This window comes from Novosphingobium sp. NFX11, from assembly GCF_057376415.1.
On sequence record NZ_CP080384.1, the window covers coordinates 2,334,444 to 2,350,331 of the forward strand.

Consider the following 15,888-nt stretch of genomic DNA (forward strand, 5'->3'; position numbering starts at 1 on the left):
GCGTCCCGGCAGCGAAGCACGGGACATCCAATGCCTCATCACACTCCCCTGATCGGCACCATCGTCGCCGGTCTGGTGATCGCCTTCTTCATGGGGGCGCTCGCCCACCGCCTGCGGGTTTCCCCCATCGCAGGCTACCTTCTCGCCGGCGTCATGGTCGGCCCCTTCACGCCCGGCTTCGTCGCCGATGCCGGGCTCGCACAGGAACTCGCCGAGATCGGCGTGATTCTCCTCATGTTCGGCGTCGGCCTGCATTTCTCGCTGCGAGACCTGCTGGCGGTGAAGAACATCGCCATCCCCGGCGCACTGGTGCAGATCGCCGTCGCCACCCTGCTGGGCATCGGCATCGGCTACATGATGGGCTGGGACCTTGCCGCCGGCTTCGTCTTCGGCCTCGCGCTCTCGGTGGCGAGTACCGTGGTCCTGCTGCGCGCGCTGCAGAGCCGCAACCTCGTCGAGACCGAGCGCGGCCGCATCGCCGTCGGCTGGCTGATCGTCGAGGATCTCGTCATGGTCCTCGCGCTGGTGCTGCTGCCTGCGCTGGCCTCGGGCCTCTCGGGAGGCGACGGCGCGGCAAGCCTGCCATGGGTGATCTCGACGACGTTGCTGAAAGTCGCGGGCTTCGTGGCGCTGATGCTGATCGTCGGGCGCCGCGTGCTGCCCTGGGCGCTGCACTGGGTGGTCCACACCGGATCGCGCGAGCTGTTCCGCCTTGCCGTCCTTGCGGTGGCTCTCGGCGTGGCGTTCGGGGCGGCCTATGCCTTCGACGTCAGCTTTGCGCTGGGTGCCTTCTTCGCAGGCATGATCCTGGGCGAAACCCAGCTGTCCCGCCGCGCCGCCGAGGAAACGCTGCCCTTGCGCGACGCTTTCGCGGTGCTGTTCTTCGTCTCGGTGGGCATGCTGTTCGACCCCTCGGTGGTGACCGAGCAGCCGATTCCGCTGCTGGTCACGGTGCTGACGATCGTGGTCGGCAAGTCGCTGGCGGCCTGGCTGATCGTGCGCGCCTTCGGCTACGAGAACGACAAGGCGCTGACGATCTCCGCCAGCCTTGCGCAGATCGGCGAGTTCTCGTTCATCCTCGCCGGGCTGGGCGCCGGGCTGGGGCTGCTGCCCGAGGCCGGGCGCGACCTCATCCTGGCAGGCGCGATCATCTCGATCTTCCTCAACCCCTTCATCTTCAACTTCGCGGTGGGCAGCACCGGTTCGGTGAAGAAACAGATGGAGGAGCAGGCCGAACAGGCGGAGATCGAGCACGAGAAAAAGCGCGAGGAGCACGTCATCCTCGTCGGCTACGGCCGCGTCGGCAAGCTGGTGGCGCACGGCCTGCGCGCCACCCCGACCGCCGTGCTGCTGATCGAAGCGCAGAGCGATCTCGCCCGCGAGGCCCGCGCCGAGGGCTTCGAGGTCGTCACCGGCAACGCGGTGGAGCCCGATGTCCTGAGGGAAGCCGGCATCGAGCGCGCCAACCGCATGCTCATCGCCATCCCCGAAGGCTTCGAGGCGGGCGCGATCTGCGAGGCCGCCCGCAAGCTGCGCCCCGACCTCTCGGTGATCGCCCGCGCCCACTCGGACGCGCAGTTCGCGCATCTCGTGGAGCACGGCTGCGACAAGGTGGTGCTGGGCGAGCGGGAGATCGCACGGCAGATGCTCGAACTGATCGGCGCCAGCGCCAGCCGCATCGCCGCCGTACCGGACGTGAAGTCGGCATGAGGGCGAGGAGAAAACCGCCCGGCTGGTTCAAGTGGGCGGTCTGGGGCGGGATCGTGCTGGCCGTCGCCGTCCCCACCGCCTGCGTGATGAACCACGGGGAGGTGCCGGGCTACGGCGCCTTCCCGTCATTGCCGCACTGAAACGAGACAGGTTTGGGTCGACGTTCTCGCCGTCATCAAAGGCAGTCGTAGTCTAGGCGAGCACTCCGGCTGCCTGCGCCATGACCTTGCGCACCATCTCCGGTTCGGCCTCGATAACCGTGAGATAGGCGCGCACGGCGGGTGGCGGCATGTGGCGAGCCAGTTCGTACTGGCGCAAGTTGGCGAGCGGAATGCCATAAGCCGCCGAGAACTGCGCCTGGTCCAAGCCAAGGCGATGCCGCAGAATGCGAAACCGCCGTCCGATATGGGCGCGTTCCAGCCCGGCTACACTGACGTCAAAATCCTCGGGATCGTTGGGATCAGCCGGAATTGCGACCGTAGTCTCTTTGTTCACCAGCATTGCTCCGTCGAACAGATATCAGCCTGACCCGATCGTCTCTCAAGACGTACACGACCGTGAACAACTTACCGTCCACCAATCCCACCGCCTTGTAGCGATCTTCGCCATCGACCAAGCGAAACGAAGGTAAGACCTCATGCCGCGTATCCTCGAAAATCCGCATCCCGAACGCCAGCCGCAAGCCGTGCTTGACCAGATTGGCCTCGTCCTTGGCAGGGTCGAACGCGAACTCCATCGCCCGTGACTTTGGGCACCGCATATAACACGGGAAGTTAAACCCCGTCCATCCGGCGACTTACCCAGCCGCCGCGGCCCGTGCCCAGGCGACGATCGCGCCGGGCGGCATCGCACCGGACTTGCGCGCGATCTCCCGGCCCTTGTGGATCAGAACGAGGGTCGGGATGGACTGGATGCCGTAGTGCCCGGCGATCGCCCCTTCCGCCTCGGTGTCGAGCTTGCCGAGGCGCATCTCGGGCTCCAGCTGCGCCGCCGCCGCCGCGAAGGCCGGAGCCATCTGGCGGCAGGGACCGCACCACGCGGCCCAGAAATCGACCAGCAGCGGCAGGTCGCTGCGGCCCGCATGAGCATCGAAATTCGCTGTGGTCAGGGTGACCGGCGCCCCGGCGAAGAGGGCCGCCCTGCACTTGCCGCATGTCCCGCCGGCGCCCAGCCGTTCGACCGGCACCCGGTTCGACGTCGTGCAGCGGGGACAAACGACGATTCTGTTATCGGACATGGACACGTCTCCTCACCATCGATGTAGGAACGCGCGGCTCAGACCGCCACTTCGCGCCACTCGCCCGGCGCGATGCCGTCGAGGGTCCAGTCGCCGATGCTCCAGCGCACGAGGCGCAAGGTCGGGTGGCCGACGGCGGCGGTCATGCGGCGGACCTGCCGGTTACGGCCTTCGCGCAAGGTCAGTTCGATCCAGCAGTCAGGCACGGTCTTGCGGAAGCGCACCGGCGGATTCCGCGGCCACAGGTCGGGCGTGTCGATGCGGCGGGCATCAGCGGGCAGCGTCGGGCCATCGTTCAGCGTGACACCCTTGCACAGCGCTTGGATCGCGGCCTCGTCCGGCTCTCCCTCGACTTGCACGAGATAGGTCTTGGGCGTCTTGTAGCGCGGGTTCGAGATGCGCGCCTGCAGGCGGCCGTCGTCGGTCAGCAGCAGCAACCCCTCGCTGTCGCGGTCGAGCCGCCCTGCAGGGTAGACGCCGGGCACCTTCACGAAGTCCGACAGCGTGGCCCGTGGACTTGGCGACTTCAGGTCGGTGAACTGCGGCAGCACGTCGAACGGCTTGTTGAGCAGGATCAGGCGGGTCATGCGATCAGTCCTTCGCGGGCTTGTCTGCGGCGCGCGCCATCGCCAGCGCCACGGCGAGCAGCACCATGCCGACCACGTCGATCGTGCCCAGCGTCTCTCCGAAGGCGAGCCAGCCGACCGTGGCCGCCAGCGCCGGCTGTGCCATCAGCGCGAGGCCGATCACCAGCGGTGTGAAATGGCGCAGCGAGTAGATCAGGAAACCCTGCCCGATCAGCTGGCTCGACAGCGCGAGCGCGACCAGCGGCGTCCAGTCGCGCGGCATGATGACTTCGCCCAGCAGCACCGCGGCGAGCAGCATCACCGGCACGCTCGCGGCGGTCGAGACGGCCAGCAGCGAATATTGCCCCCTGCCCTGCCGCACGCCGTTCAGCATGATGAGATAGACCGCGTAGAAGGCTCCGCCGAGCAGGCAGAACAAGTCTCCGACGAGGTTCGTGCGGCTAATCTCCAGCGATCCGCCCATCAGCAGGCCCGCTCCCGCCAGCGCGGCGAGGATGGCGCTGACTTCCAGCACGCGCGGCGCGCGCCGGGCGGTGGCAAGACCCCAGACCATCACGATCAGACTGCCCGAATTGCCGAACAGCGAGGCATTGCCCACCTTTGTCCGCACGATGCCGAAATGCCAGGCGGCGAGGTCCAGGGCAAAGAACACCCCCGCCGCCATGACCAGCGCGATCACCCCCGGCGACATCCTGCGCTGCACCGCAAGCTCACGTCCGGCGAGCAGCACGAGCACCGGCAGCGCGAGGGTCAGGCGCCAGAACCCGGCGGCGACCGGCCCGGTATCGGCAAGCCGCACCAGCCATGCCCCCAGCGCCAGCGCGACGTTGGCGGCCAGCAGCGCGAGGAGATGGCGCGCGGTCCAGTCATGGCCGGGTCGGACTTCGGGGACGGACAGGGCGGGAGCAGTGCTCATGGCCCGCGTCCTAGCGGCATGGCGCGGGCGGCGCACCTGCTTATTGGCGCGCCGCCCGGATCGTCAACAAAGCAGGATCAATTCGGCAACTGCGCCGTCTCTTCCCCTCTTGTCTTCCAGAGCGACCAGCCCACCCCACCCGCGATCAGCGCCAGCGTGATGCCGAGGCTCGCGAGCGGCGGGAACTTGGCGCCGCCCAGCGCAAAGTCGGCGATCAGGATCTTGCCGCCGATGAACACCAGCACCAGCGCCAGCGCATACTTCAGGTAGTGGAAACGATGCACCATCGCCGCCAGCGCGAAGTAGAGCGCGCGCAGGCCCAGGATCGCCATGATGTTCGAGGTGTAGACGATGAAGGTGTCGGTCGTGATCGAGAAGATCGCCGGCACCGAATCGATCGCGAAGACCAGGTCGGCCAGGTTGATCACCACCAGCGCCAGGAACAGCGGTGTCGCCGCCCAGACGAGGTGGCCCTTCGCGTTGGGCTCCTTCACGAAGAAGTGCTCGGCATGGTGCTGCTTGGTCACGCGCATGTGGCGCGAGATCCAGCGGATCGCGGCGTTGTTGCCGATGTCCGGGTCATGGTCGCTGGTGAACAGCATCTTGATCCCGGTGAAGATCAGGAAGGCGGCGAACAGGTACATGACCCAGTGGGCATGGGCGACCAGCGCCGCGCCGCCCGCGATCATAGCCCCTCGCAGCACGATGACGGCAAGGATGCCCCACAGCAGCGCGCGATACTGGTACTTGGGCGCGACCGCGAAGTAACCGAAGATCATCGATATGACGAAGACGTTGTCGATCGAGAGCGCCTTCTCGATGAAGTAGCCCGTGTAATAGTCGATCGCCGGCGCGGAACCCTTGGCCCACCAGATCCACGCGCCGAAGATCATGGCGATGCCGATGTAGAACACCGACAGTTTAAGCGATTCGGCGATGCCCATCTCCTTGTCGTCCTTGTGCAGGACGCCGAGGTCGAAGGCGGTGAGCAGCAGCACGACGGCCGCGAACGAAAGCCAGAACCAGGCGGGCGTGCCCAGCCAGTCGGCGAAGAGAAATTCCATGATGACGTGCCCTGTTCAGGGGAAACGGAGGCGCCGGCGCGCAGGATCGGGGAGGAAAGCGCGCCGGCGCGCGGGTTACAGGCTGGCGAGTGCGCGCGCGGGCGGCAGCAGCCGCGCCATCCTGTCCCTGAGCCTGGTTTTCCGTTTCATCAGCCGGGCGACCTCCTGCGGGTCCTTGTGGCGGCCTGTCTTCATGCGGCGGATCGCGGCGTCGAGCTTCTGGTGCAGTTCTAGCAGGCGGAACATGCGTTCGGTCATTATCGTATCCCTATCGAACGGGTTGAAGTTCGATCGGATGAGCGGCGCTGGGGTTGCGTAAGAAAACAATGCTGAACCTGCACCGGTATCACCCGATGCGGTCCGACATCACGAGGCGTGAGGGAAGTTCCCGATCACGCCGCGCCAGAGGGGCCCGGCCCGCAGAGGCTTTAATACGACCGAATCGCTCCGAGTTCAACCCATCGATCCTCCCTGTCGCGCAGCGATGGGGAGGTGGCAGTCGCGAAGCGACTGACGGAGGGGAACCCGCACGCCCCTCCCCTCCACCACCGCCTGCGGCGGCGGTCCCCCTCCCCATCGCTGCGCGACAGGGAGGATTGCTTCTGCCTCAAAATCCGATATTAATGTGATATCACTTTTAGAGGGGTGCCACCGATGTCCGATTCGCATCTGCCCATCAACGCCAGCCGGGAGAGCATCGCCTCGACCCGCAGCGGCTACCTGATGCTCATAGTATTCCTGGCGCTGCTCGTGGCGATCGTGTTCTGCGTCGTCACGCTGGCCAGCGGCGATCCGGGACCGGGCACGGTGCTGGGCTTCCTCGCCTTCATCCTCCCGGCGGTGATCATGAACGTTCTGATCCTGAGCGGCTTCTACATGATCCAGCCCAACCAGGCCGCTGCCGTCACCCTGTTCGGCAGCTACAAGGGCACCGATCGCACCCCCGGCCTGCGCTGGGTCTGGCCGTGGATGGGCAAGACGAAAATCTCGGCCCGCGCCAACAACGTCGTCTCGGAAAAGCTCAAGGTGAACGACCTTCGCGGCAACCCGATCGAGATCGCCACCAACGTCGTCTGGCGCGTCGCCGACACCGCGCAGGCGCTTTACGACGTGGACGACTACAAGGCCTTCGTGAACGTCCAGATCGAGGCCGCCGTGCGCTCGATCGGATCGCGCTACGCCTATGACGACGTCGAGGATGCCGAGATCACCCTGCGTGGCAGCCACGAGCAGGTGAATGCCGAACTGCGCACCGAACTGATCGCCCGCCTGCAGGTGGCGGGCATCACGGTGGACGAGTGCGGCCTCACTCACCTCGCCTACGCGCCAGAGATCGCCGGGGCCATGCTGCGCCGCCAGCAGGCCGAGGCCGTCATCGGCGCGCGGCGCAAGCTGGTGGAGGGCGCGGTGTCGATGGTCGAGATGGCGCTGGCGCAGCTCTCGGAAAAGAACGTGGTCGAACTCGACGACGAGCGCCGCGCGGCGATGGTCTCGAACCTGATGGTCGTGCTCTGCGGCGAGCGGGATACCCAGCCCGTCGTCAACACCGGCACGCTCTACTCGTAACGGCCCCGTGGCGTCTCCCGGCAAGAAGGCGTTCGCGCTCCGTCTCGATCCGGCGCTCTACGCGGCGCTGGAGCGGGCGGCGGCGGCGGACTTGCGCTCGGTGAACGCCGAAGTCGAAGTGCTGCTGCGCGAGGCCCTCGCCCGGCGCGGCGTCAAGGTCGAGGCGGGCGAACCGGCAAGGCGCGGACGTCCGCCGAAGGATGGAGACTGATCATGCTGCACAAGCTGTTCGAGAATGATCCGTGGTTCGCCCCCAAGCGCTACGGCTACGGCGCGGGGCTGCCGATCGCGTGGCAGGGGTGGGCGCTGCTGGCGGCCTACCTCGCCATTATCGTCGGGATCGCGCTGCCGGGGACCGGCGGCACGCTGGGCGCCCGGACAGCGTCGTTTGTCGGCGTGCTGCTGGTGACGGGCGTGTTCATGGTGATCGCCGCACGCCACACGCACGGCGGCTGGAAATGGCGCTGGGGCGGGGATTGAGGCGGTCCGTCGTCCCGGACTTGATCCGGGACCGCTGGCCGTGAACAGCCCATCTGTCGGCGCGCGCCGCCAGGGCTTCGACAAGCTCAGCCTGAGCGGAATTTAAAGACCTGCTCTCAAAACCGCTCAGCCTGAGCTTGTCGAAGCCCTGGCCGATAACGCCCGCCTAAAGACAGCCAGCGGTCCCGGATCAAGTCCGGGACGACGTGGAACATTACAACTTCGCGAAAACCGCCACCATCGCCTTCCACGCCCGATCCGCCTCGCCCGGATCGTAGGCAGGCGAATCCGGCACGCACCAGCCGTGGTCGGCGGCGTAGACTTCCACTTCGGCCGGGCGCTTCGCCGCATCGGCGGCCTTGCGCAGTTCGGTCTTCACCTCGGGCTGCTTGGCATCGTCATTGCGGGCGATGGCAAACACATAGCTGGCCTTCGTCTTGCCCAGAACCCTGTGCGGACTGTCGGGCGCCTCGGTCACCAGCCCCGCGCCGTGGAGCGACACCGCCGCCTTCACCCGCCCCGGCACCGCCGCCGCCGTGCGCACGGTGAACGGCCCACCCATGCAGTAGCCGTTGCTGCCGATCCCGCGCTTCGTATCCACCGCGTCCTGCGTGTCGAGGAACGCCACGTAGGCCGTCGCATCGCGCGTGACCGCCTCGGGCGTGAGCATCGCACGCATCGGGCCGACTTTCGCCTGACCTTCGGGCGTGCGGTACTCGGCGAAGCTCTTCATCACCGGCGCCGGGCCGGAGCGGTAGTACGGGTTGACCACCAGGACAGCATAGCCCTGCGCGGCGAGATTGCGGGCCATGATCTTCTTGGCATGACGCAGGCCCGCTATGTCGGGCCACATCACGATGCCGGGATGCTTGCCTTTCCCCGGATGGACGAAGAACGCATCGCACACGCCGTCCGCCGTGGTGATCGAAACCATGCGCTCGGTCAGTTCGCCGCCGCTCTCCGCCGCCACCGCTCCGCACCCGGTCAGCGCGAGTCCGGCGCCCAGCACCGAGAACGCGCGGCGGTCCATGCGGGTGAAGTCGTCGGCGGTATAGTCGTCACACATGTGCTGGCCTTTCGCTGCTTTCCCGGCAGCCTAGCAGAGCTTCGCGCGACCTCAATCGCCGTTGAAGTTGAGTTCCAGATTCACCGCATTGGGATCGGCGAGGAACAACTGCCTGAGGCCGATGTGCGTCAGGTCGTTGAAGCGGTAGGCGAGACCGAGTTCGTCCAGCTTCGCGCGGGTCGCCTCGAAGCCGCTGCAGCGCAGGGCGACGTGATGGAAACCGTTGGTCGATTCGCCCGGCAGGTAATCGTCGTAGCGCCCCGGCGCGGTCGTGCGATCCACGAGATGGATGATCGGCAATCCCGCCGCGTCGCGCATCCAGTAGCCCGCCGTGCCAGCGCGGATCGAGGGGTTCTCGCTGCGGATCAGGCCGAGCACGCGTTCGTAGAAGGTGGCAGTGCCTTCGAGGTCGTCGGTCAGGATGTTGACGTGATCGATGCCGCTGACCTGCATGGTGCTCTCCCTTTGTTGGACAAGGAGTACCCACCCTGCCCCCTCCCGCAAGCGGGAGGGGAATGAGAGCATCGTTCTTCGCCCTCCCGCTCGCGGGAGGGCCGGGAGGCTTGAGAGCGAAGCGAACTAGCCGGACGGGGTGGGCCTCAGCTCCGGAACACCACCGTCCGCGCTCCGTTCAGCAGCACCCGGTCCTCCAGATGCAGCCGCACCGCCTCGGCCAGCACGCGGCGTTCGATGTCGCGACCCTTGCGGACCATGTCCTCGGGCGTGTCGGAGTGCGTCACCGGCTCCACGTCCTGATGGATGATCGGCCCTTCGTCGAGGTCGGCCGTCACGTAGTGCGCGGTCGCCCCGATCATCTTCACCCCGCGCGCGTGCGCCTGGTGGTACGGCTTGGCGCCCTTGAAACCCGGCAGGAACGAGTGGTGGATGTTGATGCAGCGCCCCGACAGGAATGCCGCCATCTCGTCCGAGAGGATCTGCATGTAGCGCGCCAACACCACCAGTTCCGCCCGCGTCTCGTCGACGATGGCGCGGATCTGCGCTTCCTGCGCGGCCTTCTCGCCCTTGACCATCGGCAGGTGGTGGAAGGGAATGTCCCCCAGCATCAGCGTGTTGATCGCCTCGCGCGGGTGGTTGGAGACGACGCCGACGATCTCCATCGCGATCTCGCCGATGCGGTGCCGATAGAGCAGGTCCGCCAGGCAATGGTCGAACTTGCTGACCAGCAGCAGGACGCGGCGCGGCCGGTCGCGGCGCTGCATCGACCAGGCCATGCCGTATTCGTGCGCGATCGGACCGAAGCCTTCGCGGATGTCCTCGCGGTCCGTGGCGCCCGGATCGAAGGCCACGCGCATGAAGAAGCGGCCCTGCTCGAGATCGTCGAACTGCTGCGCCTCGGTGATGTTGGCGCCCATCTGCGCGAGATAGCCCGTCACCCGGGCGACGATGCCCGGGCGGTCGGCACACGAAAAGGCGAGGATCAGCGGCTCGGCCATACCCTTGCCCCTTACGCCGCGACGGCGCCGCGATTGGTCAGCGCGGCCTCGCTCTCGGCCATGAGCGCGGCGATGATCTCGGCCACCGGCTCCTCCTTGCCGACCATGCCGACCGACTGGCCCGCCATGATCGAGCCGCTCTCGACGTCGCCGTCGATGACCGCGCGGCGCAGCGCGCCTGCCCAGAAGTGCTCGATCTTGAGCTGCGCCTCGCCCATGTCGACCTCGCCCGCGTCCAGTAGGCGCGCGACTTCGATCTGCTTGGCGGTGAACTCCTCGGTGCCCTTGTTCTTGAGCGCGCGCACCGGGATTACCGGCAGGCGCGGATCGACCTGCACCGATGCCACCGCATCGCGGGCCGAGGCGCGGAAGAACGCCTTCTTGAACGCTTCATGGGCGATCGATTCGCTCGCGCAGGCGAAGCGGGTGCCGAGCTGCACGCCGGCCGCGCCCATTTCGAGGTATCCGGCGATCGCCTCGCCCCGGCCGATGCCGCCCGCGACGAACACGAGGTTGTCGGCGGCGAGGCTCGGCAGGATTTCCTGCGCCAGCACCGAGGTGGAGACGGGGCCGATGTGGCCGCCCGCTTCCGAACCCTCGATCACCAGCGCGTCCGCGCCCGAGCGCAGCAGCTTCTTGCCCAGCGCCAGCGTGGGCGCGAAGCAGATGACCTTGGCGCCATTGGCCTTGATCGCCTCGACGCTGCCCTTGGGCGGAATGCCGCCCGCAAGCACCACATGCGTCACGCCGTGCTTCGCGCAGACGTCGATCAGGTCGAACAGCATTGGGTGCATGGTGATGAGGTTCACGCCGAAGGGCTTGGACGTCAGCGCCTTGGTGGCGGCGATCTCGGTGTCGAGCAGTTCCGGGGTCATCGCCCCGCAGGCGATCACGCCGAAGCCGCCCGCATTGCTGATCGCGGAGACAAGGTTGCGCTCGGAAACCCAGGACATGGCGCCGCACAGGATGGCGGTCTCGGTGCCGAGGAATTCGCAGCCGCGCGCCATCAGCGCGGAAGTCTTGGTGAAGGCGGTCATGAAATTCCCATAGCCCGGATTTTTGTTCAGCCGTGCGCCATAGGGTGACGAGCCGCACCGCACAAGCGGCGAGCGACGGAACCAAATGGCGACAAGTTCGTTCAGGTGAGGCACAGTTACATGGAAATCAGGGGGTCATTTCCAACATGCAACACGACGACGAACCGCTGAATGCCGCAGCCACGACACCGTCGGGCCCGGAAGCGGTCGCCGCGCAGGGCGTAACGATCGACGAACATCTGTTCGAGGACATTCTGGATCTCGAAGGCGCGTTGCGGTTGAGTACGCAGGCCACCGCCGGTCTCGGCGCCCCGCGCGCCACGGAAATCGTGATGCTCGGCCGCAAGTTGCCCGAACCTTCAGCCGCGAAGATGCAGGTCCTTGCCGATGAAGTGCGCAAGGCCACGCAGGCCGGTGATCTGGCGCGGGTCCGCGAGTGCCATCTGCGCGTCATCGACACACTGGTTTCGCTGCGCACGACGTGCTGGGCCGTAAAATCCGAAGAATAGATCAAGTTTCATCGAGTTTCCCGATTACTCTTACATGTTCGTATAGCTTCTCCGCCTTGGCGGGCTTCGTTAGGTCTAAAGCAGAGCCGCCAAAGGGCAGCACACGCCAATCCATGACCACAGGCCCATGACCAAAGGAGAGCCGACATGCACGGATCCAACTCAGACGAGCCCAAGTGCCCTTACGGCCACGGCGCCGCTACCCCGCTGACCACGCAGTTCGGCGCTCCGGTCGTCGACAACTCCAACTCCTACACCGCCGGGCCGCGCGGGCCCCTGCTGATGCAGGACGTCTGGCTGATCGAGAAGCTGGCCAACCTCAACCGCGAAGTGATCCCCGAGCGTCGCATGCACGCCAAGGGTTCGGGCGCATTCGGCACCTTCACCGTCACCGGTGACGTCTCGAAGTACACCCGCGCGAAGTTCCTCGCCGAAAAGGGCAAGCAGACCGAGCTGTTCGCCCGCTTCACCACCGTCGCCGGAGAGCGCGGCGCGGCCGATGCCGAGCGCGACATTCGCGGCTTCGCGGTGAAGTTCTACACCGAGGAAGGCAACTGGGACATGGTCGGCAACAACACGCCGGTCTTCTTCGTGCGTGATCCCCGCCACTTCGCCGATCTCAACAAGGCGGTGAAGCGCGATCCGCGTACCAACATGCGCAGCGCGCAGAACAACTGGGACTTCTGGACCTTGCTGCCCGAGGCCTTCCACCAAGTCACTTACGTGATGGGCGATCGCGGCATCCCCAAGTCGTACCGCCACATGGACGGCTTCTCCAGCCACACCTACTCGTTCTACAACGAGGCGGGTGAGCGGTTCTGGGTGAAGTGGCACTTCAAGACCCAGCAGGGCCACGCGCACCTGACCGACGCCGAAGCCGCCGAAGTCGTCGCCGGCGACCGCGAGAGCAACCAGCGCGATCTCTACGAGGCGATCGAGCGCGGCGAGTTCCCGAAGTGGAAGGTCATGGTCCAGATCATGGACGAGGCCGAGGCCGAGACCTGCGGTTTCCACCCCTTCGATCTCACCAAGGTCTGGTCGCAGAAGGTCTATCCGCTGATCGAGGTCGGCATGATGGAACTGAACCGCAACCCGGAGAACTTCTTCGCGGACGTGGAGCAGAGCGCCTTCAGCCCGTCCAACCTCGTCCCCGGCATCGGCGTCTCGCCCGACAAGATGCTGCAGGCACGCCTGTTCGCCTATTCGGACGCGCAGCGGTATCGTCTGGGGGTCAACCACCACCAGATCCCGGTGAACGCGGCGCGCTGCCCGGTGTTCAACAACCACCGCGACGGCCAGGGCCGGGTCGATGGCAACTACGGCGGACTGCTGCACTACCACCCGAACTCGTTCGACCAGTGGCAGGGCCAGCCCGAATTCCGCGAGCCCCCTTGCGCCTCTCGGGCGCTGCCGACTTCTGGAACTTCCGCGAGGATGACGACGATTACTACAGCCAGCCGCGCGCGCTGTTCCAGCTGATGGACGATGCGCAGAAGGAGCGCCTGTTCGCCAACACCGCCCGCGCCATGGGCGACGCGCCGGACTTCATCAAGCAGCGCCACATCGACAACGCCACCCGCTGCGATCCGGCTTACGGTGCGGGCGTGGCCAAAGCGCTGGGAATGAGCGTGAGCGCGGAACTCTCGCCGGTGCCCGAACTGGCGGATTGACCTGACGGCCGAATGAAAAGGCCCCGTGTGCGGATGTCCGCGCACGGGGCCTTTTTCGTGATTGTTCCGTCACCCTTTAACAGTCATCCCCGCGAAGGCGGGGCCCCATCTGATGACCGTGCAACACGAGAGAACCGGAGATGGGTTCCCGCCTTCGCGGGAATGACTGTCAAAGGGTCGGTGTCCTACTTCGCCACCGTGAACGTCGTCGCCATGTCAGCCTTCGAATCGCCGCCGACCCACACGTCGAACGCGCTGTCGTCCTGCACCCAGCCCTTGGTCGCCGCGCTCCAGTAGCGTAGGTCGTCGGCCGTCAGGGTGAACTGCATATGCTTCGTCTCGCCCGGCGCGAGGGCGACGCGGGCGAACTTCTTGAGCTGGCGCACCGGACGCGAGGACGTGCCCACGCGCTGGTGGATGTAGAGCTGCGCCACCTCGTCGCCCGCACGCTTGCCGGTGTTGGTGAGGTCGAACGACACCGTGACCGGCTCGCCCAGCTTCACCGAGGCGCGGTCCACCGCCAGCTTGCCGTAAGCGAACGTGGTGTAGCTCAGGCCATGACCGAAGGGCCAGGTCGGCGAATTGTCCTCGTTCCAGTAGCGCTTGTCGGCGCTTCCGGGCTGGTGCGAGGGCAGGTAGGCATACGTGTAAGGCGCCTGGGCAGCGCTGCGAATCCAGCTGAAGGGCAGCTTGCCGCCGGGATTGACATCGCCGAGCAGCAGGTTGGCGACGGCATTGCCGCCCTCGGAGCCGGGATACCACGCCTCCAGCACCGCGCCGGGCTTCGCATCGCCGAGGCTGAGCGGACGGCCGTTGACCAGCACTACGACGACCGGCTTTCCCGTGGCGATCACCGCGTCGAGCAGTTCCTGCTGACGGCCCGGCAACTTCAGGTCCGATCGCGAGGCGAATTCGCCCGCCATGTTCTGCGCCTCGCCCAGCACCATGACCGCGACGTCCGACTGCTTCGCAAGCGCGATCGCCCTGGCCAGTTCCGCCTTCTCGTCGATCGCGGGATGCTCGCCGGGCTTGTTCATCGCGTCGAAGAAGGAGGGGTTCTTGCGGGTCGGCCATGCCGTTCCGGTCGCATATTCGACCTTCACGCCCGCGCCCAGCTTGGCGCGCAGGCCCGCAAGGACGCTGACGCCCTCCGGCTTGTTGGAGGAGAACACCCAGGGGCCGAGCATGTCGTGGCCCGCATCGCCGAGCGGCCCGATCACCGCCACCGACTTGAGCTTGCTGCGGTCCAGCGGCAGCAGCCCACCCGCATTGGCCAGCAGCACCGCCGACCGCTCGGCCGCGATCCGTGCGACTTCGCGGTGGGCGGGATCGTCGAAGGTCCTGGGCACCGCCTTGGGATCGACATAAGGCTTGTCGAACAGGCCAAGGCGATACTTGGCCTCGAGCAGACGCAGCACCGGGCCGTCGAGCGCGCTTTCGGCCACTTCGCCGTTCTTCACCGCGTCGATCAGCGACAGCATCGGTGAGGGGTTGCTCGGCACCGTCATCGCAAGGTCCATGCCCGCCTCCAGCGCGCGCACGGCGGCCTGCTTCGGGCTGCCCGCCATGCCCTGCTTCTCCAGCAGATCGACGCCGTTGGCATCGCTCACCACGAAGCCCTTGAAGCCCCATTCCTTGCGCAACACATCGGTCAGCAGCCACGTGTTCGCCGCCGCCGGAACGCCGTTGAGGCCCATGTAGGCGCTCATGATGTTGCCCGCGCCGGCATCGAGCGCGGCCTTGAACGGCGGCAGGTAGGTGTTGCGCAGCTGGCTCTCCGACAAGTCCACCTCGTCGTAGTCACGCCCGCCGAAGGAGGCGCCGTAGCCGACGAAATGCTTGGGGCCGGACAGCACATGCCCCGGCGTGCCGATGGCACCGCCCTGGAAGCCGCGCACTTGCGCCGCCGCCATCGCCGCGCCGAGCACCGGGTCCTCGCCCGCGCCCTCGACCATGCGGCCCCAGCGCGGGTCCATGGTGATGTCCACCATCGGCGCGAAGGTCCAGTTGATGCCCACCGCGCGCGCTTCCGAGGCCGCGACGGCCTGGCCGCGCTCGGCCGTCGCCGGGTCCCACGACGCGGCCATCGCGATCGGCACCGGCATGATCGTGTGCAACCCGTGGATCACGTCGTAGCCGATCAGCAGCGGAATGCCGAGGCGGGTCTTCTTCACCGCCAGTTCCTGCAGCGCGTTGATGCGGACCGGGTCGGTGACGAACAGCATCGAGCCGACCTGCCCCTTCGCGATCGCGGCGTCGATGTTCACCGCCGTCGCCTTCGGATTTGCCACGGTAGCCCCGCCGAAGTCGAAGTACTGGACGAGCTGGCCCGCCTTCTCCTCCAGCGTCATCCGTTTCAGCATCGCCTCCGCGCGCGACCGTGCCTCGGCCTCGGTGACGACTTTCGCCTCTTTGGCAACGACTGGTGCAGCCGCAAGTGGAGCCAGCGACGACGTCAGGGCCAAGGCGAGTACCATTCGGGAAAGGCGCAAGGTCGATTACTCCGTTGGAATGCTGATCAGCATACTTGTGCACGTGCCATATCGCGGTTTCGCGTATTTGACAGCGCTGTATCCGACGCGCGGATAGCGG

18 protein-coding genes and 1 pseudogene are annotated in these 15,888 nt (G+C 66.6%); 7 read left to right on the forward strand and 12 right to left on the reverse strand.

Annotated elements, in window-relative coordinates:
* Window positions 1-30: 30 nt before the first annotated feature.
* Together ybaL and KZO24_RS12010 are read left to right on the forward strand one after the other, a co-directional pair.
* Entirely contained in the window at window positions 31-1,710 is a 1,680-nt protein-coding gene (ybaL, locus tag KZO24_RS12005) for a YbaL family putative K(+) efflux transporter (RefSeq protein ID WP_008833586.1), read from the forward strand.
* Window positions 1,707-1,850, forward strand: a complete 144-nt coding sequence (locus KZO24_RS12010) for a hypothetical protein (protein ID WP_155986379.1) — start codon at window positions 1,707-1,709, stop codon at window positions 1,848-1,850. The genes ybaL and KZO24_RS12010 overlap by 4 nt, the downstream gene beginning before the upstream one ends.
* 52 nt (window positions 1,851-1,902) lie before the next feature.
* On the opposite strand, the gene KZO24_RS12015 is transcribed toward KZO24_RS12010, so the two are convergent.
* The 7 genes from KZO24_RS12015 to KZO24_RS12045 form a co-directional block, all read right to left on the reverse strand.
* Entirely contained in the window at window positions 1,903-2,205 is a 303-nt protein-coding gene (locus tag KZO24_RS12015; RefSeq protein WP_486486256.1) for a helix-turn-helix domain-containing protein, read from the reverse strand.
* Complete coding sequence (locus KZO24_RS12020) at window positions 2,171-2,446, reverse strand: BrnT family toxin (protein WP_486486257.1); 276 nt, start codon at window positions 2,444-2,446, stop codon at window positions 2,171-2,173. The genes KZO24_RS12015 and KZO24_RS12020 overlap by 35 nt, the downstream gene beginning before the upstream one ends.
* Window positions 2,447-2,506: 60 nt before the next feature.
* On the reverse strand, window positions 2,507-2,947 hold the full coding sequence (gene trxC, locus KZO24_RS12025) for a thioredoxin TrxC (protein ID WP_037522416.1): 441 nt from the start codon (window positions 2,945-2,947) through the stop codon (window positions 2,507-2,509).
* 38 nt (window positions 2,948-2,985) lie between these two features.
* Window positions 2,986-3,534 (reverse strand): pseudouridine synthase, encoded by a 549-nt coding sequence (locus tag KZO24_RS12030; protein ID WP_285021122.1) that lies wholly within the window; start codon window positions 3,532-3,534, stop codon window positions 2,986-2,988.
* A 4-nt stretch (window positions 3,535-3,538) separates the two neighbouring features.
* On the reverse strand, window positions 3,539-4,450 hold the full coding sequence (locus KZO24_RS12035; RefSeq protein ID WP_486486258.1) for a DMT family transporter: 912 nt from the start codon (window positions 4,448-4,450) through the stop codon (window positions 3,539-3,541).
* A 77-nt stretch (window positions 4,451-4,527) separates the two neighbouring features.
* Entirely contained in the window at window positions 4,528-5,514 is a 987-nt protein-coding gene (locus tag KZO24_RS12040) for a TerC family protein (RefSeq protein WP_036528042.1), read from the reverse strand.
* A 75-nt stretch (window positions 5,515-5,589) separates the two neighbouring features.
* Window positions 5,590-5,772, reverse strand: a complete 183-nt coding sequence (locus KZO24_RS12045) for an HP1242/YdcH family protein (RefSeq protein ID WP_486486259.1) — start codon at window positions 5,770-5,772, stop codon at window positions 5,590-5,592.
* Between the two features lie 396 nt (window positions 5,773-6,168).
* Between KZO24_RS12045 and KZO24_RS12050 the strand changes: the two genes are divergently transcribed.
* The 3 genes from KZO24_RS12050 to KZO24_RS12060 are packed head-to-tail and all read left to right on the forward strand — an operon-like array spanning window position 6,169 to window position 7,560.
* Window positions 6,169-7,080 (forward strand): SPFH domain-containing protein, encoded by a 912-nt coding sequence (locus KZO24_RS12050; protein WP_271182023.1) that lies wholly within the window; start codon window positions 6,169-6,171, stop codon window positions 7,078-7,080.
* A gap of 7 nt (window positions 7,081-7,087) precedes the next feature.
* Window positions 7,088-7,291, forward strand: coding sequence for a type II toxin-antitoxin system antitoxin (locus KZO24_RS12055; protein ID WP_069709010.1), 204 nt, complete (start codon window positions 7,088-7,090; stop codon window positions 7,289-7,291).
* A gap of 2 nt (window positions 7,292-7,293) precedes the next feature.
* Window positions 7,294-7,560 (forward strand): hypothetical protein, encoded by a 267-nt coding sequence (locus tag KZO24_RS12060; RefSeq protein WP_285021120.1) that lies wholly within the window; start codon window positions 7,294-7,296, stop codon window positions 7,558-7,560.
* 214 nt (window positions 7,561-7,774) lie between these two features.
* Here the strand turns inward: KZO24_RS12060 and KZO24_RS12065 are convergent, their stop codons facing one another.
* From KZO24_RS12065 to KZO24_RS12080, 4 genes are all read right to left on the reverse strand, one after another.
* Window positions 7,775-8,626 carry a dienelactone hydrolase family protein gene (locus tag KZO24_RS12065; RefSeq protein ID WP_486486260.1) on the reverse strand — a complete coding sequence of 284 codons (852 nt, stop codon included), beginning with the start codon at window positions 8,624-8,626 and terminating at the stop codon, window positions 7,775-7,777.
* Window positions 8,627-8,677: 51 nt separating this feature from the next.
* On the reverse strand, window positions 8,678-9,079 hold the full coding sequence (locus KZO24_RS12070; protein ID WP_486486261.1) for a VOC family protein: 402 nt from the start codon (window positions 9,077-9,079) through the stop codon (window positions 8,678-8,680).
* A 146-nt stretch (window positions 9,080-9,225) separates the two neighbouring features.
* Complete coding sequence (gene purU / locus KZO24_RS12075) at window positions 9,226-10,080, reverse strand: formyltetrahydrofolate deformylase (RefSeq protein ID WP_486486262.1); 855 nt, start codon at window positions 10,078-10,080, stop codon at window positions 9,226-9,228.
* Window positions 10,081-10,091: 11 nt separating this feature from the next.
* On the reverse strand, window positions 10,092-11,117 hold the full coding sequence (locus tag KZO24_RS12080; RefSeq protein ID WP_008832620.1) for an NAD(P)H-dependent flavin oxidoreductase: 1,026 nt from the start codon (window positions 11,115-11,117) through the stop codon (window positions 10,092-10,094).
* 146 nt (window positions 11,118-11,263) lie between these two features.
* On the opposite strand from KZO24_RS12080, the gene KZO24_RS12085 reads away from it, so the two are divergent.
* Both KZO24_RS12085 and KZO24_RS12090 read left to right on the forward strand, forming a co-directional pair.
* Entirely contained in the window at window positions 11,264-11,626 is a 363-nt protein-coding gene (locus tag KZO24_RS12085) for a hypothetical protein (protein ID WP_486486263.1), read from the forward strand.
* Window positions 11,627-11,773: 147 nt separating this feature from the next.
* Window positions 11,774-13,296 (forward strand): annotated as a pseudogene (locus tag KZO24_RS12090) (catalase).
* 185 nt (window positions 13,297-13,481) lie between these two features.
* Here the strand turns inward: KZO24_RS12090 and KZO24_RS12095 are convergent.
* On the reverse strand, window positions 13,482-15,761 hold the full coding sequence (locus KZO24_RS12095; RefSeq protein ID WP_486486264.1) for a glycoside hydrolase family 3 N-terminal domain-containing protein: 2,280 nt from the start codon (window positions 15,759-15,761) through the stop codon (window positions 13,482-13,484).
* Window positions 15,762-15,888 lie beyond the last annotated feature (127 nt).